Genomic DNA, 19371 nt, shown 5'->3' on the forward strand with positions numbered 1-19371 from the left:
GCGTAAGCGGATGAAATAAAGCACAATGAAAAGCCAGCAGAGCTTTCACAACATCACCGACAGACAGGATACGCTATGGTCGATCAATCAAAAGAAGCCCTTCTGACAGAACCACCGGAAACGCTGCGTCGCAGCCTGCACAACCGCCATATTCAGCTCATCGCTATCGGCGGTGCCATCGGTACCGGCCTCTTTATGGGCTCGGGCAAAACCATCAGTCTGGCCGGACCCTCGATCATTTTCGTCTATATGATCATCGGCTTTATGCTGTTTTTCGTCATGCGTGCCATGGGCGAGCTGCTGCTTTCCAATCTTGAGTATAAGTCGTTCAGCGATTTTGCCGCCGATTTACTCGGGCCCTGGGCCGGCTATTTTACCGGCTGGACCTACTGGTTTTGCTGGGTCGTGACCGGTATCGCCGACGTCGTGGCTATCAGCGCCTATTTTCAGCTGTGGTTTCCCGACTTTTCGGTGTGGATGAGCGCCCTGCTCTGTATTGCGGTGTTTCTCACCCTGAACGTGGTGACGGTGAAGCTGTTTGGCGAACTCGAGTTCTGGTTTGCGATCATTAAAATTATCGCCATCGTGGCGCTGATCGTCACCGGCATCGTGCTGGTGGCCATGCACTACCCGTCACCGGGCGGCGGCACCGCATCGCTGTCCAATATCTGGGATCACGGTGGCCTGTTTCCCAAAGGGCTGAGCGGCTTTTTCGCCGGCTTCCAGATTGCCGTGTTCGCTTTCGTCGGCATTGAGCTGGTGGGCACCGCGGCGGCGGAAACCGAGAATCCGGAAAAGGTGCTGCCGCGGGCAATTAACGCCATTCCGCTGCGCATTATCATGTTTTACGTGCTGGCGCTGATGGTGATCATGGCCGTCACCCCCTGGACCCAGGTACTCGCCGATCGCAGCCCGTTTGTCGAGATGTTCGTCCTGATTGGCCTGCCAGCGGCGGCCAGCATCGTGAACTTTGTGGTCCTGACCTCGGCCGCCTCATCGGCCAACAGCGGTATTTTTTCAACCAGCCGCATGCTGTATGGCCTCGCTGAGCAGGGCGTGGCTCACCGCAGCTTCGGTCGCCTCTCGCGCCGGGCCGTGCCGACCACCGGGCTGTTTTTTTCCTGCATTTGCCTGCTGGGCGGCGTGGTTCTGATTTACCTGATCCCCGATGTGATGACCGTATTCACTCTGGTGACCACCGTGTCGGCAATCCTGTTTATGTTTGTCTGGACCATCATTCTCTGTTCTTACCTCGCCTACCGGAAACAGCGCCCGCAACTGCACGCGGCGTCGCGCTATAAAATGCCGCTGGGCAAAGCGATGTGCTGGATTTGCATGGCGTTTTTCGCTTTTGTGCTGGTGCTGCTGACGCTGGAGCAGGACACGCGCCAGGCACTGATGGTGACGCCGGTGTGGTTTGTTCTGCTGGCTCTCGGCTGGTGGCTGCGTCGCCGCAAAACCGCCTGATGCCTCGCCCCCCGCGGCAGCGGGGGGCGGGACTACAGACGCTGCCAGAAACGCTGCCCGATTGCTGCCAGTCCGGGGCGCGCCACCGGCACCCGCTGCACCGGGGTGCCGCTCTCCGTCCGGTTGGGCGGCCCCAGATTGAAGGTGAAGGTATAGTCCGGTGCTTCGCCCATGCGCAAATCCATCAGCCACGCCTCGTCGTTGACCGCTTTCACCTGCCAGAATCCCTGGCTAAAGGACGCCAGCCGCTGGACGTCCGGATGCTGCCGCAGCTGCGCCGCCAGCGCCGCATCGCGCGGCCAGCGTCGGGTGGCCAGGGGGCGTTCGGGAGAGAGCAGTGAGAAATAGCCCTCGCGATAGCTGTCGCCGTCGAGCGCCACCACCCGCCACACTAGGGTATTGAGCGCGGTCGGCGTCACCAGCAGCCGCTCCCAGCGTATCCCCTGCCGGGTCAGCGATGCCTCAGCCCGCTCCGTGACCCACCCCTGCGCCGCCACGCTCCACAGTATATAAAGCGTGCTGAGGCTCAGCCCCAGCGCATTCCACCAGCGCCCGCGATCGCCGCGCCGCCACAGCGCCATCACCGTTCCGAGCAGCAGCGGCAGCGTGTAGAGCGGATCAATGATGAACATCGATCCGATGGCCCAGGGTCTGACCGTAAACGGCAGCGCCAGCTGGGTACCGTAGACCGTCATCAGATCGAGCAGCGGATGGGTGATCAGCGCCAGCCATACCGCCAGCCACCAGCGGCGATATCCGGCGCCCGCCGGCTGTGCGCGGTGGAGAGGCCAGGCCAGCAGCGGCGCCAGCAGTGAGAGATAGAGCAGAGAGTGACTTGCCGCGCGGTGCAGGGTCATATTGCGCAGGGCATCACCGTGGTCGATTAACACATCCAGATCGGGCAGCGTGCCGGCTACGCCGCCCACCAGCACGGCTTGCCACACCGGTGCCTTATGTCCCATTACCGCGGTACTCACCGCCGCGCCGAGCAAAAACTGCGAAACCGAATCCATCGTGCGCCCTCATTAAGGTTTGCCCTAAGTCTGGTCGCAAAATCTCACTTCTGCCGCCTGCTTTTATCCCGGCTGGCGCAGGCGGATGCCCTCAACGATCATCCGCTGCACGTTCTCCACCGTCTGGGCGAAAAACAGCGGGTCGTCCAGCGTGCGCCCGCTGACCGCTTCAACCTGAGTGGCGAAGTCCGCATAGTGTTGGGTCGTGGCCCACAGCATAAAGATCAGATGCGAGGGGTCGATCGGCGCCAGTTTTTCTTCTTCTACCCAGCGCGCAATGATCGCCGCTTTCTCGTCGACCAGCTGTTTCAGGCTACCCTCCAGCTCTCCCTTAAGCAGCGGTGCCCCCTGCAGCATCTCCAGACAGAACAGCCGCGAGGCGCGCGGGTGGTCGCGCGAGACCTCCAGCTTAAGCCGGATGTAATGCCGGATTGCTTCCAGCGGCGGCTGATCGTGCTGCAGCGCGCGCAGCGGCGCCAGCCAGACATCGAGGATATTTTTCAGCACCGCGATGTATAACACCTCTTTCGACGGAAAGTAGTAAAGCAGGTTTGTTTTTGAAACGTCGGCGCCTTCGGCCACCTGCTCGAGGCGGGTACCATGAAAGCCATAGTGGGAAAAAAATTCCAGCGCGGCGGCCAGAATTGCACTGCGCTTGGCCGCGACGGCGCGGGCGCGCCGGGTGCTCGGTTGAGGGGTCGTCTTCACGGGGTATCCGTCTCCTGTCAGTCTGCGGGCATCATAGCAAAGCCCGCCGGCGACGCCTAACCGCCCGGCTGCACGAAAAGGGGTCAGCGCGCCTGATTTGTGTGCAGATAAGTTTGACCAAACGGTCTGTTTTGGACCAGCCACTCCATCTGCGCGCCGTTTGAAAACTTAACAACCTGTTATTCATCAATTTTTATTTTCTGGCACGGCGGTTGCACTCTTCCGTTCAGCGCCGCATGCCGGACAGCGATCCCTTTACTCTGATTGACGAGGTAACCGTAATGAAAATTGGCGTATTTATTCCAATCGGTAACAATGGCTGGCTCATCTCCACGCACGCGCCGCAGTACAAACCCACCTTTGCGCTGAATAAAGCCATCGTTCAGAAAGCCGAGCAGCACCACTTTGACTTTGCCCTGTCAATGATCAAACTGCGCGGCTTCGGCGGCAAAACCGAGTTCTGGGACCATAATCTCGAATCGTTTACCCTGATGGCCGGCCTGGCCGCGGTCACTTCACGCATTGAGATTTATGCCACCGCCGCCACCCTGACGCTGCCGCCGGCCATCGTGGCACGGATGGCGTCGACCATTGATTCCATCTCCGGCGGACGCTTCGGGGTCAATCTGGTGACCGGCTGGCAGAAACCGGAGTATGAGCAGATGGGCCTGTGGCCGGGAGATGACTATTTTTCCCGCCGCTACGACTACCTGACCGAATACGTGAGCGTCCTGCGCGATCTGTGGGGGACCGGCGTATCCAACCTGAAGGGCGAGTTCTTTACCATGAACGACTGCCGGCTGAGTCCGCAGCCGCAGCGGCCCATGAAGGTGATTTGCGCCGGCCAGAGCGACGCCGGGATGGCCTTCTCCGCTCAGCATGCCGATTATAACTTCTGCTTTGGCAAGGGGGTGAATACGCCGACGGCGTTTGCCCCCACCGCCGCGCGCATGAAACAGGCCGCCGATACCGCCGGCCGCGAGGTAGGTTCGTACGTGTTGTTTATGATCATCGCCGCTGAGAGTGATGAGGAGGCGCGTGCCCGTTGGGAGCACTACAAGGCCGGTGCCGATGATGAAGCGCTGGCGTGGCTCACCACACAGAGCCAGCAGGACACCCGCTCCGGCAGCGACACCAACGTCCGCCAAATGGCCGATCCGACCTCGGCGGTGAACATCAATATGGGCACGCTGGTGGGCTCCTGGGCCAGCGTGGCGCGCATGCTGGACGACGTCGCCACCGTGGAGGGCGCGGAGGGCATTTTGCTGACGTTTGATGATTTTCTCCGCGGTATCGATGACTTTGGTCAGCATATCCAGCCGCTAATGCGCAGCCGCGCACACGTATTCACCGCTAACCAGGAGGTTGCATGAGCCAGACCGTCTCCCTGGCGTCCCCGGCCGACGCCGACGCCATCACCCTCTCCGCCCGGCCGGAAGCGCTACGCTTTTCACCGGCGCAAACCGCCCTGATCGTGGTGGATATGCAAAACGCGTATGCCACTCCCGGCGGCTACCTCGATCTTGCCGGCTTTGATGTCTCTACCACCCGCCCGGTGATTGCCAATATTCGCCGCGCAGTGGCGGCAGCCCGCGCCGCTGGCATTCAGATAATCTGGTTCCAGAACGGCTGGGACAGCGATTACCAGGAGGCGGGTGGTCCTGGCTCACCCAATTATCATAAATCTAACGCGCTGAAAACCATGCGCGCCCGCCCCGCGCTGCAGGGCACACTGCTGGCGAGGGGCAGTTGGGATTATCAACTGGTAGATGAGCTGGTACCGGAGCCGGGCGATATCGTGCTGCCCAAACCGCGCTACAGCGGCTTCTTTAATACTGCGCTGGACAGCATGCTGCGCGCGCGCCATATCCGTCACCTGGTGTTCACCGGTATTGCCACCAACGTGTGCGTCGAGTCAACCCTGCGCGACGGCTTCTTTCTGGAGTATTTCGGCGTGGTGCTGGCGGATGCCACCCATCAGGCGGGGCCGCTCTTCGCGCAGCAGGCCGCCCTGTTCAATATCGAAACCTTTTTTGGCTGGGTGTCAGACGTGGCGCAATTTTGCGATGCCGTCGCGCCCGCCGCCGCGACGGCGCCGCGCGCCGACAAAACCCCGCTTTAACCCGGAGAGATGCGATGCCAAAAACAGTGATTATTCCACCCGGAAGCGGGGCGCCACTGGCCCCATTTGTTCCCGGTACGCTGGCCGACGGCGTGCTGTATGTGTCAGGCACCCTGCCATTTGACGCGCAAAACAATGTGGTTCACGTGGGCGATGCGGCGGCCCAGACCCGTCACGTGCTGGAGATTATCAAGCGCGTGGTGGAAACCGCCGGCGGGACGCTGGAGGACGTGACCTTTAATTCGCTGTTTATCACTGACTGGGCGAATTATGCCGCCGTTAATCAGGTCTATGCCGAGTACTTCCCCGGCGAAAAACCGGCGCGGTATTGTATTCAGTGCGGGCTGGTCAAGCCGGACGCGCTGATTGAAATTGCCAGCATTGCGCATCTGGCGCGTTAAGGAGCCTCAATGCATCTGGATATTACCGGCAACCTGACCCCAGGGGCGCCAACGCTGGTGCTGATTTCCGGCCTTGGCGGTCTGAGTAACTACTGGCTGCCGCAGCGGGCCGCGCTGGGCCAGCATTACCGACTGGTGAGTTACGATCAGCGCGGCACCGGCGCGAACCCCGCCGCGCTGCCGGAAAACTATCGCCTGGCCGACATGGCGGCCGAACTGGCCGCAGCACTGCGCGCGCGGGATATCGGCCCCTGTACCCTGGTCGGACACGCACTGGGTGGGCTGATTGCCATGCAGCTGGCGCTGGATACGCCGCAGCAGGTAACGCGGTTAGCCATCGTTAACGGCTGGCTGGCGCTCAGCGGGCATACCCGCCGCTGCTTTCAGGTTCGCACCGATCTGCTGCGTCACGTGGGCGTTGACGCGTATGTGCGCGCCCAGCCGCTGTTTCTCTATCCCGCCAACTGGCTGGAGGATAATGCATCACGCATTGAAGCGGAAACGGCGCTGCAGTACGCCCATTTTCAGGGCACAGAGAACCTGCTGCGGCGCCTGACGGCGCTGATGCACGCTGACTTTCGTTCGCGCGCCAGCGCCCTGAGCCAGCCGACGCTGGTGGTGACCGCACAAGATGATCTGCTGGTGCCGGCACGCTGTGGCGAGCAGCTGGCCGATGCGCTGCCCGATGCCTCACGGCTGGCGCTGCCCTGGGGCGGTCACGCGGTGAACGTCACCAACAGCACGGCGTTTAATCACGCCCTGCTCCACTGGCTCAACGCACAACGGGCCCACGCGGCCTGAGGAGAGAACCATGCACGATACGTCACCGCGACCGGTCCCCGTACCGGTAGAAAAACAGGCTTTTCGCGATGCGATGGCGCGGCTGGCTGCCGCGGTTAACATCATTACCACCGACGGTCCGGCGGGGCGCGCCGGCTTTACCGCCTCCGCGGTGTGCAGCGTCACCGACGCGCCACCAACCCTGCTGGTGTGCCTGAACCGTCAGGCCTCAGTGTGGCCCACCTTTGAGGCTAACCGCGTGCTGTGCGTGAACACCCTCGCCGCCGGCCAGGAAGCACTGTCCACGCTGTTTGGCGGTAAAACCCCCATGGTGGATCGCTTTGCCGCCGCTGACTGGCAGCAGGGCACTACCGGCGCGCCCATTTTGCGCGACGCGGTCGCCGCGTTTGATTGCCGGGTGAGCGAAGTGGTGAGCGTTGGCACACATGACATTTTGTTTTGCCAGGTGCTGGCCCTGACCGGGGATGTCCCCCGGCACGGCCTGATCTGGTTTAATCGTGGTTATCACCACGTTCCCCGGCTGGATGCTCGTTCCTGACCCCTCACTGCGGAGAGAAAGATATGGCTGGTTCATGGTTCCCCCACTGGCAGCGCCGTTCAGCGATCGGTGAACAAGGGGTGATTGCCCCCGATGAGACGTTACCCCCCGGCCAGACGCTGGTCATGGGACTGCAGCACGCGGTAGCCATGTTTGGTGCAACGGTGCTGATGCCGCTGCTGATGGGGCTGGATCCCAATCTGTCGATCCTGATGTCCGGCGTGGGTACGCTGCTGTTTTTTTTCATCACCGGCGGCCGGGTGCCGAGCTACCTTGGCTCCAGCGCCGCCTTCGTCGGGGTTGTGATCGCGGTGACCGGCTACAGCGGCCAGGGGAGCAATCCGCAGCTGAGCGTGGCGCTGGGCGGCATTATCGCCTGTGGCGCCATCTATACGCTGATCGGCCTGCTGGTGATGAAGATGGGTACCCGCTGGATTGAGCGGCTGATGCCGCCGGTAGTGACCGGGGCGGTGGTGATGGCCATTGGCCTGAATCTGGCGCCGATCGCCGTGCGCGGGGTAAGCGGTTCCACCTTTGACAGCTGGATGGCCGTGATCACGGTACTCTGTATTGGCGGCGTGGCGGTGTTTACCCGCGGGATGGTCCAGCGCCTGCTGATCCTCGTCGGGCTGATCCTGTCGTGGGGACTCTATGCGCTGCTGACCAACGGCCTCGGCTTGGGGAAACCGGTAGACTTTAGCGCGCTGGCCCAGGCCGGCTGGTTTGGTCTGCCGCATACCACGCTGCCCACCTTTTCCCTGTCGGCGATGACCGTGATTGCGCCAGTGGCAGTGATCCTGGTGGCCGAAAACCTCGGTCATCTGAAAGCCGTGGCGGGCATGACCGGCCGCACTCTGGATCCCTGGATGGGGCGCGCGTTTGTGGGTGACGGTCTGGCCACCCTGCTCTCCGGCAGCGTCGGCGGCAGCGGGGTAACCACCTATGCAGAGAATATCGGGGTGATGGCGGTAACGAGGGTATATTCCACGCTGGTGTTTGTGGCCGCCGCGCTGATTGCGCTGCTGCTGGGCTTTTCCCCGAAGTTTGGTGCGCTGATCCACGCCCTTCCCGGTCCGGTTATTGGCGGCGCCTCGATCGTGGTGTTCGGGCTGATTGCAGTGGCCGGCGCGCGGATTTGGCTGCAACACCGGGTCGATCTTAGCCAAAACGGCCACCTGATTACGGTGGCCGTCACGCTGGTGTTAGGGGCCGGTGACTTTGCCCTCCGTCTCGGTGCCTTTACCCTCGGGGGCATCGGCACCGCGACCTTTGGTGCGATCCTGCTGAACGCCCTGTTGACTCGCCGCGGTGGTGCCGCGGCCGTTGCCAGCGCGAGACCGCACTAACCTGCTTCACTCTCCAATGGCGAAGCCGGGGGCTTCGCTTTTTTTTTCAGCTTCAGCTCACTCACCAGCACGCCGGCCACGATCAGTACGCCGCCCAACAGGGCAATTGCCGGCAGGCGCTCGCCCGCCAGGCGGCCGACGATACCAGCCCAGACCGGCTCCCCGGCGTAAATAACCGTTGCCCGGGTCGGCGAGACGCTGCGCTGCGCCCAGTTCATCGTCACCTGAATCAGCGCACTGGCCGCCCCCAGTCCCAGTGCACTGGCCAGCAGATAGCCGGAAAATGGCGGCACGCTTTCGCCATTCGGCACCATCAGGCCAAAGGCAAACAGCGAGGCAACCGCGAGCTGTACCACCGTAACCCGGCGGACATCCACTTTGCCGGCGCAGGCGCTGATCAGAATAATTTCTCCCGCAATCGCCAGCGTGCTCAGCAGCGTGGCTATCTCACCGGGGCTGAACGCGAGACTGTCCCCATCGGGGCCGGCGATCAGCAGCAGTCCGCTGAACGCCAGCGCCACGCCGAGCCAGGCCATTAGCCCCGGCGGACGGCCAAGAAACAGCCACTGCAACAGTGGTACCAGCGGGACATACATGGCGGTGATAAAGGCAGATTTGCTGCTGGAAATGGTCTGCAGCCCCCAGGTTTGCAAGCCGTAACCGGCGCCAATCGCCACGCCTATCAGCGCCCCGGCCACCAGCTCCTGGCGGGTAAGGCCGCGCAGGTGCCGGCCAGTCAGCAGTAGCAGCAGTGCCGCCGCGGTCGCAAAGCGCAGTCCGACAAAGAAGAACGGGCCGCTGACGCTCATCGCATGATGCACCGCCAGGAAGGTGCCACCCCACACCATAGTGATAAACATCAAAATGCCTTCCTGCTTTTTGATGCTGAATTTATAGCGTGACCACCACCCCGACATACCCATCTCCCCCGATAAAAGAGGCGTATTGTGCGTGGCGAACACCGTCTGGTCAATGCTTGAGCGCCAGAGGTCGACATCTCTTCTATACTTTACGGGTCATCCGGCACACATCATTCGGAGGTTACGGTTCATGGCAAAAATTCTGGTGCTCTACTATTCGATGTATGGACACGTGGAAACGCTGGCGCAGGCGGTCGCAGAGGGCGCACGTCGCGTCTCCGGCGCGGAGGTGACGCTGCGACGCGTGCCGGAAACCATGGACGCCGGGCATTTTGCCGCCGCGGGCGGTAAAGAGGACCAGGCCGCGGAGGTCGCTCGCGTCGAGGAGCTGCCGGAGTATGATGCCATTATCTTCGGCACGCCCACCCGCTTTGGCAACATGGCCGGGCAGATGCGCACGTTTCTCGACCGCACCGGCAGCCTGTGGGCCAGCGGCGCGCTGTATGGCAAGCTGGCCAGCGTGTTTGCCTCAACCGGCACCGGAGGCGGCCAGGAGCAGACGATTACCTCGACCTGGACCACCCTGGCGCACCACGGCATGGTGATTGTGCCGATTGGCTATGGCTGTAAAGAGCTGTTTGACGTGTCACACGTACGCGGCGGCACGCCCTACGGCGCGACAACGCTCGCCGGCGGCGACGGCTCCCGGCAGCCGAGCGAGGCCGAACTGGCCATTGCTCGCTTTCAGGGGGAACACGTGGCCAGACTGGCGGCGACTTTCACAGGACGGTGATTCAGGAGAACCATCATGGCAACAGAGCAGTCGAAAGCGCATCACGTCGGCGAGTGGGCGGCGATCCGCGCCACCTCGCCAGAAATTGCCGAAGCGATTTTTGAAGTCGCGGAGTTTGACGAGAAGCTGGCCCAGGCCATCTGGGCGGATCAGGGCAACAACGATGTGCTGGTCAAGGCCTTTGCTAAAACTGACCAGGACGTTCTGACCTGGGATAACAAAGTGATCGAGCGCAAAAACGTCTAATCAATCAGGGCGGCAAAGCCGCTCTGCCTATGGGAGCCCGCAATGAAATACGTTAGTCATAACCCGGCCACGGGGAAAGAAATTCAGCACTGGGAAACCCACACCGACGCCGAGGCCGAGCAGGCGCTGGCCCGCGCCCACGCGCTGTATCAATCCGACTGGTGTAAAGGCGATCGCGCCCCGCGGCTGGCGCTGCTGCGCCAGATTGCCGACGTGCTGGATGCCAGCGTCGAGCCGATGGCCCGTGCGGCCACGGAAGAGATGGGCAAACTGATTGAGGCCAGCCGCGGCGAAGTGAAATTTTGCGCGGACATCGCCCGCTATTATGCCGATAACGCCGAACGTTTTTTAGCCCCGGTCAGCTACCCTACCGACCTGGGTGAAGCCTGGGTCGAACACCATCCCATCGGCGTCATTATGGCGGTGGAGCCGTGGAACTTTCCTTACTATCAGCTGATGCGCGTACTCGCTCCAAACCTGGCGGTAGGCAATCCGGTGCTGTGCAAACATGCGCAAATCGTGCCGCGCTGCGCCACCCTGTTTGCCGAAGCGGTGAGTAAAGCCGGTGCGCCCGAGGGGGTGTGGACCAATCTGTTTATTACCTCCGATCAGGTAGCGGATTTGCTGGCCGACAAACGCATTCAGGGCGCCGCCCTGACCGGCTCCGAGCGCGCCGGCAGCGCCGTGGCCGGTCAGGCCGCCAGTCATCTGAAAAAGACCACCCTTGAACTGGGCGGCAACGATGTGTTTGTGGTACTTGACGATGCCGACATTGCCGATACCGCCCGTCAGGCCGCACAGGCGCGCCTGAGCAACTGCGGCCAGGTGTGTACCGGTGCCAAGCGCTTCCTGGTGCAGGAGAGCGTGATGGACAGCTTTATGCAGCACTTTACTGCGGCAATGCAGCAGGCCAAACCCGGCGACCCGCTGGACAGTAGCACAACGCTTGGCCCACTCTCTTCCGCGGACGCTCTGAAGGGGCTGACCAGGCAGGTAGACGATGCGGTGGCTAACGGCGCGCGGCTGGTGATCGGCGGGAAGCCGCTCGGGGGAGAGGGCTACTTCTATCCGCCGACGATTCTGACCGATATCGCCGAAGATAATCCGGCGCGCTACGAAGAGTTTTTTGGCCCGGTGGCTCAGGTCTACAGTGTAAAAGATGACGAGGCTATCGTCGCGCTGGCTAACGACTCCAATTACGGACTCGGCGGCGCAATCTTCACCCGCAATACCGATCGGGCACGCAGGCTGGCCTCGCGGATTGAGACCGGTATGGTGTATATCAACTCCGCCACCAACACCGCCGCTGAGCTGCCGTTTGGCGGGGTTAAACGCTCCGGCTACGGTCGCGAGCTGTCGGACCTCGGCATCAAAGAGTTCACTAACCAGAAGCTGATAGTGATCAGCAAGTAGCGCGGCAGCAAAAACACGGCGGGATATACCCCGCCGTGTTTTGATCTGGGCGTTACTGCGCCTGCCCTGCACCACCCTGTGAGTTAGACGCTGCGCCATGCGCGGTACCCGCCGCTTTTTCGCCTGCGGCCCGCTCCTGCTGCGCGGCGGCTTTCTGTTTGGCAGCCTGCTCAGCGGCTTCTCTGTCTGCCGCCGCCTGCTCTTTCTCCGCTTTTTCAGCCGACGCTTTCGCCTCCGCCGCTTTCTCAGCCGCTACGCGTTCCGCCTCGGCCTGCGCTTTCGCGGCTTTTTCCGCCGCAATGCGATCGGCTTCGGCTTTTTCCGCCGCCGCTTTTGCCTGTGCCGCGACGGTGGTGTTTTGTGCCGCCTTGTCCTGCGCCGCGCTGTCCGCCGCCGCGCGGGCTTCCGGCGCAACGCTGGTTTGCATCTGTTTATTTTTCAGCACGTCATTCAGTACGGCGCTGAACTGCTGCCAGTCGCAAAAGCCGTTAGCATCGGTGGTGCAGCCTTCCAGCTGCAGCGTCACGCGCTGCGGCGGGGTTTTCAGCGACAGCGGCGTAGCGTTGCGCAGCTGATCGGCGGTCTGATAGACATACTCTACTTTCAGCAGCGGCTGTTGCGTTTTCTTATTCAGCCAGCGCTGAAACACCACCTGTCCGCCGATCGGCGTTTTTTCATACTGTCCGGGCAGCGTCCACGGCTTGACCTTCAGCGCGCTTAACAGCGAAGCGATGTTGGAGTCGTGACCGACCATCAGCGTGACCTGCGGCGCATCATCACCGTTGTCCATCAGCTGGCTGCGGAGGTAGTCGAGCAGCGGCGCGACGACATCGGCCGCCACCGCACTGGAGGTGAATAGCGCATCTTGATAGCCATTTTTAATCGCTGAAAGCTGCTGCCACTGCTCCGGTGTTTTGATCTGGCCCCAGGCCACCTGGTCCGCGGGAAAGCCTTCGTAATACTGCAGCGTGAAAGCGTCCACCAGCGCGTTGCCGGTACGCAGCCCCCCGCTGACGCCGGGCTCAGCGCCGGGTTTAGCACTGAAGCTGTTTTCGGTGCTCTCGAGGCTACAGCCTTTTTTACCCTTACAGGCCGGGGAATTTTTGTAGTCGACTATTTTATCCAGCTGCTGCCACGCCGCCGTTAAGTCCTGCTGTTTCGCGGTAGCCTGCATGGCCGTCAGCGCCGCTTTCTGAAACGCCTCGCTGCCGTTAGCGATCACCGGATTGAAGATAGGATCCATGGTGCCCATCGCATCCTGATGGGTGACGGCGATATCGCAGCCGGGAAACGCACCGGTGACGAAATATTGTGCGGTAGCGACCGTGCGCTGCAGACTGTTGGCGTAGGCAAAAACGCGATGCGCATCCGGGCAGGCGTCAGCTTTTATCAGCCCCTGCTGCGCCAGCCAGGCGCGGGTATAGTTGCCCATGTACACTTCAAGGATACCGCCCTTGGTGGTCAGCTCACCGCCGGCCACCTGCCACTGTGGCCAGGGCTTGCGGGTCGCCTGCTCCAGCACGCTGCCGTTGGTCGCCAGCGGCGCGCGCAGATTATGACGGCTAAAAAGTAACACCTGCTCCAGCTGATAGTCTGCCGGTGCAGCCCAGGCAATCCCCCCCGCGGGCAGCAGCGTTAACAGAGAGAGCGCACAAACGGTAAAATTTTTCATTCGCCTGTTCCATTGATTGGATTGACATATCTTGCGACACCCGGCCATGAATTCCTGAAGATAACCCGGCGCAAGACGTTCAGCTACGTGTACATTCGGCGAATAATAGCAGAGTCAGGCGACAGAATACGCGCCGATCCGCGGCAGTCAGGTAAAAAACTTGTGGCCTCCCGCTCGCACGTCCCCGGCGGGCACACGCCACCTTGTTTTACCGTGTGGGCGGCGGCACGCGGGGAAAAGACGCTGCGGCGGCCCCAGGCCAGCCTGCCTCCTGGTGAGGATTAACGCGCAGTGACGCCACCGCCGGAGCCTGTTGAATTCGGTGCCGACCCCCGGCCCTCAGCGGACCCGGCGGAAAGCGATGAACGGATCATTGCCTGATGTTTGATGGTTATCATGTCCAGGGCTCTGCCCTGTTAACCCGATCCCGATGCACTCCCCGGCTATAAGCGCCAAGCGTATTCGACGGCGTTCAATGACGATCTGACCGGGCAGATCGGATGCCGATGTTGCGGCGCGCGCCCCTGCGGACGATGAGGAAGAGCGGCGGAATGGGTATCCCCACGTTGCCGGTGCCGTTCAGGTAATTTTTCTCAGGATTAAACGTTGCATCACCCGACGGCCTCTAAGGGGCATGGGCGATAGCGTTTGCACGTACAAACGCCCGTGTGGGCTCGGATCCCGCCTTCACGTTACTACCGACAGCCTGTCTGACTGATGTCCTGCTGACACATCCTCCCACGGCGCGCAGACGCGCCCATCCGGAGCGCTTAACGCTGACGCGCATACTGGGTTCCAGCGCCCCACAGGGGGCGGCGGGCGCGCCGGCCTACGCTTTCGTGACGAGATCTTCGGCAGATCGTCATCTCCTGCGAAAAGGGGTTACACGTTTAGTCACCGGTGGGGCTCTCTCCTGTACCTCCCTCCTGAGCGAAAGGCAGAATAGGATGATGCGTAATCTGCGTCTGCAGCAGCCTGATTAAACCGCCAGCCAGATTGATAAGCGTGCCTGTCGGGCACCTGTCTCAAGCAATATCGCGGTGCGTTAGCAGGGTTATCGGGCGTGGTCCAATCGAGCACTCACCGCAATCCACCGGCCAATAATGCAATACCCTTCAGCCGGCGCTAAATCAGATCGGCGTGTTGATTCGCATCAGCACACGCCGGCAACGGGCGAATATCACGAGGTGAGAGACGAAAAAGACGCCAATACCGCTATTGTTCACCAACACGCGCTCGTTGTGATACAGAGAGGGAAAACCCGTGCAGGCGCGGCGTAGCGACATCAACCTGATCGTCGCGCGCATCCGGGATGCAGGCTACTGGGGTTTCTCAACCCTTACCCGGCGGCGCAGAGCAGGGACTCTGCCCGGGCCCGGAAAACCGGGGCGGTATGCCTCCGCGGGCGGAAATGAAAACGGGCCAGCGTGACGCTGACCCGTTGTATATGCTGGCGGAGGAGGAGAGATTCGAACTCTCGGATGGTTGCCCATCGGCGGTTTTCAAGACCGCTGCCTTAAGCCACTCGGCCACCCCTCCGCAATGAAAACGGGCCAGACGTTATCTGACCCGTTAAATGCGATGGCGGAGGAGGAGAGATTCGAACTCTCGGATGGTTTCCCATCGGCGGTTTTCAAGACCGCTGCCTTAAGCCGCTCGGCCACCCCTCCGCAATGAGGCGAACTATAAACATCCCCCTGATGCTTGTAAAGCCCGTTGTGATTCGTTCGTCTGAAAAACCATCAACTTCAGCGCATTTGCTGACGCTTTCGCCAGATTGCGCATTTCACCAGCGGCACAGGGCGTAAAGAAGGGTAAAACGCCTTTAAAGTCAGCAGCTCAGTTCGTATGCTTAGCGCAGTTAATCATCACCTAAAGGGCCTGAATATGGACCGCATTGTCTCCTCCACGCGCGGGGCATCGCTGCTCAGCACCCACCGCGTGTTACGCAATACCTATTTCTTGCTGGGCATGACGCTGGCCTTCTCGGCGCTGACCGCCACCCTGAGCACGGTATTTGCGCTGCCGGCACCCGGATTGATCCTGATGTTGGTTGGCTTTTATGGCCTGATGTTTTTAACCTATCGCCTCGCGAACAGCCCGATGGGCATTCTGGCGGCCTTCGCCTTCACCGGCTTTTTAGGCTACTGCCTGGGCCCGATTCTGAACAGCTTCCTCTCCGCCGGCATGGGGGATGTGATTGCTCTGGCACTGGGCGGCACCGCGCTGGTGTTCTTCTGCTGCTCGGCCTACGTGCTCACCACGCGCAAAGACATGTCGTTCCTTGGCGGGATGATGATGGCCGGATTCGTGGTGCTGCTGGTGGCGGTGATCGCCAACCTGTTTCTGCAGCTGCCGGCACTGCAGCTGGCTATTAGCGTGCTGTTCATCCTGTTTTCTTCAGCGGCCATTCTGTGGGAAACCAGCAACATCATTCACGGCGGTGAGACTAACTACATTCGCGCCACCGTGAGCCTCTACGTGTCGCTGTACAATATCTTTATTAGCCTGCTGAGTCTGCTGGGCTTCGCCCGCAACGATTAAGCCGCGTTCTGATCCCACCACGCCCCTGTCCGCTTGCGGTCAGGGGCGTTTTTTATTCCGAATGCGGTGTGGTTTTACAAATCGTGCCCATCGCACCCTTTTTTCTACCGCGGCCGCTGACAGACGTACAGGTTGCTGTTAAGAATGTGGGTTCTGCCCCCTGCCGGTGCGCATCGCCGGAATCTGATAAAGGACAAACTGATGTTTAGCCACGTAATGTTGGGTACGAATGATATCGATCGCGCTGAGACATTTTATAACGCTGTGCTGGGGGTGCTGGGTGCCGGCACGGCCAACCGCAACGTTGCCAACACTGGGCATGTGCGCCTGTTCTGGCGACACCATGGCAACGTATTCTGCGTGAGCCAGCCGATCAACGATCGGCCTGCGAGCGCCGCCAACGGCGCAACCCTGGGATTCGCCTGCGAGTCTGCTGAGCAGGTTAACGCCCTGCATGACGTAGCCATTAAGCACGGTGCGACGCCGATTGAAGACGCCCCCGGCCTGCGCAACAGCAGCACCGGAGCGGTATACCTGGCCTACTTCCGCGATCCTGACGGCAACAAAATCTGCGCAGTATTCCGTCCCGAATCCGCCTGATGCCCCAGCCCGGATTACCGGGGCGGCATGTTGTGCCGGCGCCGAATTTGCTACACTGCGCCGGGCATAATCCGTCACAGAGGTTACTGGGGTGTTGATCAACGGAAAAGAGATTGCGCGCGACGCGCAGGGTTATTTGCTACGACTGGATGACTGGGACCCGGCGTTAGCCGCCTGGCTGGCGCAGGAAGAAGGTATTGAGCTGAGCGAGGCGCACTGGGAAGTCGTGCACTTTGTTCGCGATTTCTACCAACAATTTAATACCTCCCCCGCCGTGCGCATGCTGGTTAAAGCGATGGCACAACAACATGGCGAAGAGAAAGGCAACAGCCGCTATCTGTTTCGGCTGTTTCCCAAGGGACCCGCTAAGCAGGCAACCAAAATTGCCGGATTGCCCAAGCCGGCCAAGTGCCTGTAGCCTAACCGGTACTGAACCGATCCAGTAATTCGCCACCGCCGCAGGGCTCAACGCGTACGCTGTCGACGCGCGCGCTGCGCGGTCCGCCGGCCTCAAGCCAGCAGATTAGCGCCGCCACCGCCGCGGCCTCGCCGACCATCAGCACCTCGACGCTGCCGTCATCCAGATTCCACGCGTGCCCGGTCAGGCCCAGCCGCTTTGCCTGCTGCTGGGTATGGTAGCGAAATCCGACTCCCTGTACCTGACCATAGACCCAGGCTTTTTTGGCCACCGTGCTCATACCGCTCTCCTTATTACCGCTGGCTGATTGCATTTTGACAGCGGGCACCCGACAATGGCGCCCAAATTTTCTCTGGTAAGCATAGCAAATATGAGCGTTCGTTTAGTTCTCGCCAAAGGGCGTGAAAAATCCCTGATCCGTCGCCACCCGTGGGTGTTTTCCGGGGCGGTTGCCCGTCTTGACGGTAAGGCCCAGCGCGGTGAAACCGTCGATATCGTTGACAGTCACGGACAGTGGCTGGCGCGCGGTGCCTGGTCGCCGGATTCGCAGATCCGCGCGCGGGTGTGGAGCTGGCAGCAGGATGAAAGCATCGATATCGAGTTTTTCGTGCGCCGCCTGCGCGCCGCACAGCCGCTGCGCGAGTGGCTGGCCGTCCGCGATAACCTCGACAGCTACCGGCTGATCGCCGGCGAATCTGACGGCCTGCCCGGCGTGACCATCGACCGCTTTGGTCAGATTCTGGTGTTACAGCTGCTGTCGGCCGGCGCCGAGTACCAGCGCGCAGCGCTGATTGCCGCGCTGCAGCAGCTCTACCCGACCTGCGCAATCTATGATCGCTCCGACGTGAGCGTGCGCAAAAAAGAGGGCTTGCCGCTGACCCAGGGCGTAGTGCTTGGCGAAGCCCCACCGCCGCTGCAGCCGATCACCGAGCACGGCATGCGGCTGCTGGTGGACATTCAAACCGGACATAAAACCGGCTACTACCTTGACCAGCGCGACAGCCGACTGGCCACTCGCCGCTATGCCGCCGGCCAGCGGGTACTTAACTGCTTCTCTTACACCGGCGGCTTTGCCGTCTCTGCGCTGATGGGCAACTGTGCGCACGTGACGAGCGTCGACACCTCGCAGGCGGCGCTCGATGTGGCTCGTCAGAACATTGCGCTCAACGGCCTCGATCTGACCAAAGCCAGCTTTGTGCGTGACGATGTCTTTAAGCTGCTGCGCCGCTATCGCGATGAGGGGGAAACGTTTGATCTGATCGTGATGGATCCACCAAAGTTTGTAGAGAACAAAAATCAGCTGGCCGGCGCTTGCCGGGGATATAAAGATATCAATATGCTGGCCATGCAGCTGCTTAATCCGGGTGGCACCCTGCTGACTTTCTCCTGTTCCGGGTTGATGAGCACTGAGCTGTTCCAAAAAATCATCGCCGATGCCGCGCTGGATGCGCAACGTGATGTACAATTTATAGAACAGTTCCGGCAGGCCGCCGATCACCCGGTGATCGCCAGCTATCCCGAAGGCCTGTACTTGAAAGGGTTTGCCTGCCGCGTATTGTGAGTGACTTGAAAACGCTGCCTGAGCCCTCATATTGGGGTAAAGGCTATGTTTCTCAGGAGGTCGCCATGATTGCCAGCAAATTTGGTATTGGCCAGCAGGTCAGGCATAAACTGTTGGGCTTTTTGGGGGTGGTGGTGGACGTGGACGCGGAGTATTCGCTCGACGATCCTCACCCGGAAGCGCTGGCAAACAGCGCGATACGCCGCGATGCGCCGTGGTATCACGTTGTGACCGAGGACGACGACGGCCAGCAGGTACACACCTATCTGGCCGAGGCCCAGCTGTCAGGAGAAGCCAGCGAGGAGCATCCTGAACAGCCCTCGCTGGACGAGCTGGCAGCACGGGTTCGCCAGCAGCTCAGCGCTCCGCGTCTGCGTCATTAAGCCTCACCCCCGTCGGGTGTTTTTCCAGCCCAAGGCGGGGGATCTCTATTTTTGGACAGCGGTCCATCACCACGCGCAGTCCGGACTCATGCGCCAGCACGCCGGCCGCCTCATTAATGACCCCCAGCTGAAACCATACGCTCTTCGCGCCGATGGCGATCGCCTCCTGCGCCACCTCCCACGCCGCGTCAGCGTGGCGAAAGACATCCACCATATCCACCGGTTCCGGGATGGCGCTGAGCGTCGCATATCCCTGCTGTCCCAGCAGGGTTTTCCCCGCCAGTTTCGGGCTGACCGGAATCACGTGATAGCCCTGCGTCAGTAAATACGCCATGACGCGATAGCTGGCCCGGTCAGGTTTATCGCTGGCGCCGACCAGCGCAATGGTGCGGGTGCTGGTCAATATGTCTTTCAGTTCATTATCGTTCATAGCGCTCTCCTCTGGGCGATGCACTGATTCTATGCCAGCCGCCGCCGTGGTCGCC

The 19371-nt window shown here is 61.1% G+C and carries 21 protein-coding genes and 2 tRNA genes; 15 read left to right on the forward strand and 8 right to left on the reverse strand.

The window, feature by feature from the left end:
* Positions 1-75: 75 nt before the first annotated feature.
* Positions 76-1467, forward strand: coding sequence for a D-serine/D-alanine/glycine transporter (gene cycA / locus BS626_RS04105; RefSeq protein ID WP_075181137.1), 1392 nt, complete (start codon positions 76-78; stop codon positions 1465-1467).
* A 32-nt stretch (positions 1468-1499) separates the two neighbouring features.
* Here the strand turns inward: cycA and BS626_RS04110 are convergent, their stop codons facing one another.
* Both BS626_RS04110 and rutR read right to left on the reverse strand, forming a co-directional pair.
* Positions 1500-2480 (reverse strand): metal-dependent hydrolase, encoded by a 981-nt coding sequence (locus BS626_RS04110; RefSeq protein ID WP_075181138.1) that lies wholly within the window; start codon positions 2478-2480, stop codon positions 1500-1502.
* A gap of 63 nt (positions 2481-2543) precedes the next feature.
* On the reverse strand, positions 2544-3188 hold the full coding sequence (rutR, locus tag BS626_RS04115) for an HTH-type transcriptional regulator RutR (RefSeq protein ID WP_075181139.1): 645 nt from the start codon (positions 3186-3188) through the stop codon (positions 2544-2546).
* Positions 3189-3469: 281 nt separating this feature from the next.
* Here rutR and rutA point away from each other — a divergent pair, with 281 nt between their 5' ends.
* Genes rutA through rutG form a run of 6 tightly spaced genes read left to right on the forward strand, consistent with a single transcriptional unit; the run spans position 3470 to position 8396 of the window.
* Positions 3470-4561: a pyrimidine utilization protein A gene (rutA, locus tag BS626_RS04120; protein ID WP_075181591.1), complete on the forward strand. Its 1092-nt coding sequence runs from the start codon at positions 3470-3472 to the stop codon at positions 4559-4561.
* On the forward strand, positions 4558-5310 hold the full coding sequence (rutB, locus tag BS626_RS04125; protein ID WP_075181140.1) for a pyrimidine utilization protein B: 753 nt from the start codon (positions 4558-4560) through the stop codon (positions 5308-5310). Before rutA ends, rutB begins: the two co-directional genes overlap by 4 nt.
* Positions 5311-5324: 14 nt before the next feature.
* Complete coding sequence (gene rutC, locus BS626_RS04130; RefSeq protein WP_075181141.1) at positions 5325-5711, forward strand: pyrimidine utilization protein C; 387 nt, start codon at positions 5325-5327, stop codon at positions 5709-5711.
* A 9-nt stretch (positions 5712-5720) separates the two neighbouring features.
* A complete protein-coding gene (gene rutD / locus BS626_RS04135; protein ID WP_075181142.1) occupies positions 5721-6512 on the forward strand; it encodes a pyrimidine utilization protein D in 792 nt (263 codons plus the stop codon).
* A 10-nt stretch (positions 6513-6522) separates the two neighbouring features.
* Positions 6523-7050 carry an NADH-dependent FMN reductase RutF gene (gene rutF / locus BS626_RS04140; protein WP_075181143.1) on the forward strand — a complete coding sequence of 176 codons (528 nt, stop codon included), beginning with the start codon at positions 6523-6525 and terminating at the stop codon, positions 7048-7050.
* 23 nt (positions 7051-7073) lie between these two features.
* The gene (gene rutG / locus BS626_RS04145; protein WP_075181144.1) at positions 7074-8396 is read left to right on the forward strand and encodes a pyrimidine utilization transport protein G; all 1323 of its coding nucleotides are present in this window, start codon (positions 7074-7076) and stop codon (positions 8394-8396) included.
* Here the strand turns inward: rutG and BS626_RS04150 are convergent.
* On the reverse strand, positions 8393-9313 hold the full coding sequence (locus BS626_RS04150; RefSeq protein ID WP_075181145.1) for a DMT family transporter: 921 nt from the start codon (positions 9311-9313) through the stop codon (positions 8393-8395). The genes rutG and BS626_RS04150 overlap by 4 nt on opposite strands.
* A gap of 133 nt (positions 9314-9446) precedes the next feature.
* Here BS626_RS04150 and wrbA point away from each other — a divergent pair, with 133 nt between their 5' ends.
* The 3 genes from wrbA to BS626_RS04165 are packed head-to-tail and all read left to right on the forward strand — an operon-like array spanning position 9447 to position 11708.
* Positions 9447-10049, forward strand: coding sequence for an NAD(P)H:quinone oxidoreductase (gene wrbA, locus BS626_RS04155; RefSeq protein WP_075181146.1), 603 nt, complete (start codon positions 9447-9449; stop codon positions 10047-10049).
* A gap of 15 nt (positions 10050-10064) precedes the next feature.
* Positions 10065-10295, forward strand: coding sequence for a YccJ family protein (locus tag BS626_RS04160; RefSeq protein ID WP_075181147.1), 231 nt, complete (start codon positions 10065-10067; stop codon positions 10293-10295).
* A gap of 42 nt (positions 10296-10337) precedes the next feature.
* On the forward strand, positions 10338-11708 hold the full coding sequence (locus tag BS626_RS04165; RefSeq protein ID WP_075181148.1) for an NAD-dependent succinate-semialdehyde dehydrogenase: 1371 nt from the start codon (positions 10338-10340) through the stop codon (positions 11706-11708).
* Between the two features lie 52 nt (positions 11709-11760).
* Here BS626_RS04165 and agp read toward each other — a convergent pair whose 3' ends face one another.
* The 3 genes from agp to BS626_RS04180 form a co-directional block, all read right to left on the reverse strand.
* The gene (agp, locus tag BS626_RS04170) at positions 11761-13428 is read right to left on the reverse strand and encodes a bifunctional glucose-1-phosphatase/inositol phosphatase (protein WP_371328480.1); all 1668 of its coding nucleotides are present in this window, start codon (positions 13426-13428) and stop codon (positions 11761-11763) included.
* 1403 nt (positions 13429-14831) lie between these two features.
* Positions 14832-14919: transfer RNA gene (locus BS626_RS04175), tRNA-Ser, on the reverse strand.
* A gap of 43 nt (positions 14920-14962) precedes the next feature.
* Positions 14963-15050: transfer RNA gene (locus BS626_RS04180), tRNA-Ser, on the reverse strand.
* A 217-nt stretch (positions 15051-15267) separates the two neighbouring features.
* Here BS626_RS04180 and yccA point away from each other — a divergent pair.
* From yccA to BS626_RS04195, 3 genes are all read left to right on the forward strand, one after another.
* Complete coding sequence (gene yccA / locus BS626_RS04185) at positions 15268-15924, forward strand: FtsH protease modulator YccA (protein ID WP_075181150.1); 657 nt, start codon at positions 15268-15270, stop codon at positions 15922-15924.
* A 201-nt stretch (positions 15925-16125) separates the two neighbouring features.
* Positions 16126-16524, forward strand: coding sequence for a VOC family protein (locus tag BS626_RS04190; RefSeq protein ID WP_075181151.1), 399 nt, complete (start codon positions 16126-16128; stop codon positions 16522-16524).
* Between the two features lie 91 nt (positions 16525-16615).
* Positions 16616-16942, forward strand: coding sequence for a TusE/DsrC/DsvC family sulfur relay protein (locus BS626_RS04195; RefSeq protein ID WP_075181152.1), 327 nt, complete (start codon positions 16616-16618; stop codon positions 16940-16942).
* A gap of 1 nt (position 16943) precedes the next feature.
* Here BS626_RS04195 and yccX read toward each other — a convergent pair whose 3' ends face one another.
* A complete protein-coding gene (gene yccX / locus BS626_RS04200) occupies positions 16944-17222 on the reverse strand; it encodes an acylphosphatase (RefSeq protein WP_075181153.1) in 279 nt (92 codons plus the stop codon).
* A 90-nt stretch (positions 17223-17312) separates the two neighbouring features.
* On the opposite strand from yccX, the gene rlmI reads away from it, so the two are divergent.
* Positions 17313-18503, forward strand: coding sequence for a 23S rRNA (cytosine(1962)-C(5))-methyltransferase RlmI (gene rlmI, locus BS626_RS04205; protein ID WP_075181154.1), 1191 nt, complete (start codon positions 17313-17315; stop codon positions 18501-18503).
* Between the two features lie 65 nt (positions 18504-18568).
* The gene (hspQ, locus tag BS626_RS04210; RefSeq protein WP_075181155.1) at positions 18569-18886 is read left to right on the forward strand and encodes a heat shock protein HspQ; all 318 of its coding nucleotides are present in this window, start codon (positions 18569-18571) and stop codon (positions 18884-18886) included.
* On the opposite strand, the gene BS626_RS04215 is transcribed toward hspQ, so the two are convergent.
* The gene (locus BS626_RS04215) at positions 18861-19316 is read right to left on the reverse strand and encodes a CoA-binding protein (protein ID WP_075181156.1); all 456 of its coding nucleotides are present in this window, start codon (positions 19314-19316) and stop codon (positions 18861-18863) included. The two genes, hspQ and BS626_RS04215, sit on opposite strands and share 26 nt — an antisense overlap.
* Positions 19317-19371 lie beyond the last annotated feature (55 nt).

Origin of the sequence: Pantoea sp. 1.19, assembly GCF_001922585.1 — a bacterium.
In the GTDB taxonomy this organism is placed as follows: Bacteria; Pseudomonadota; Gammaproteobacteria; order Enterobacterales; family Enterobacteriaceae; genus 1-19.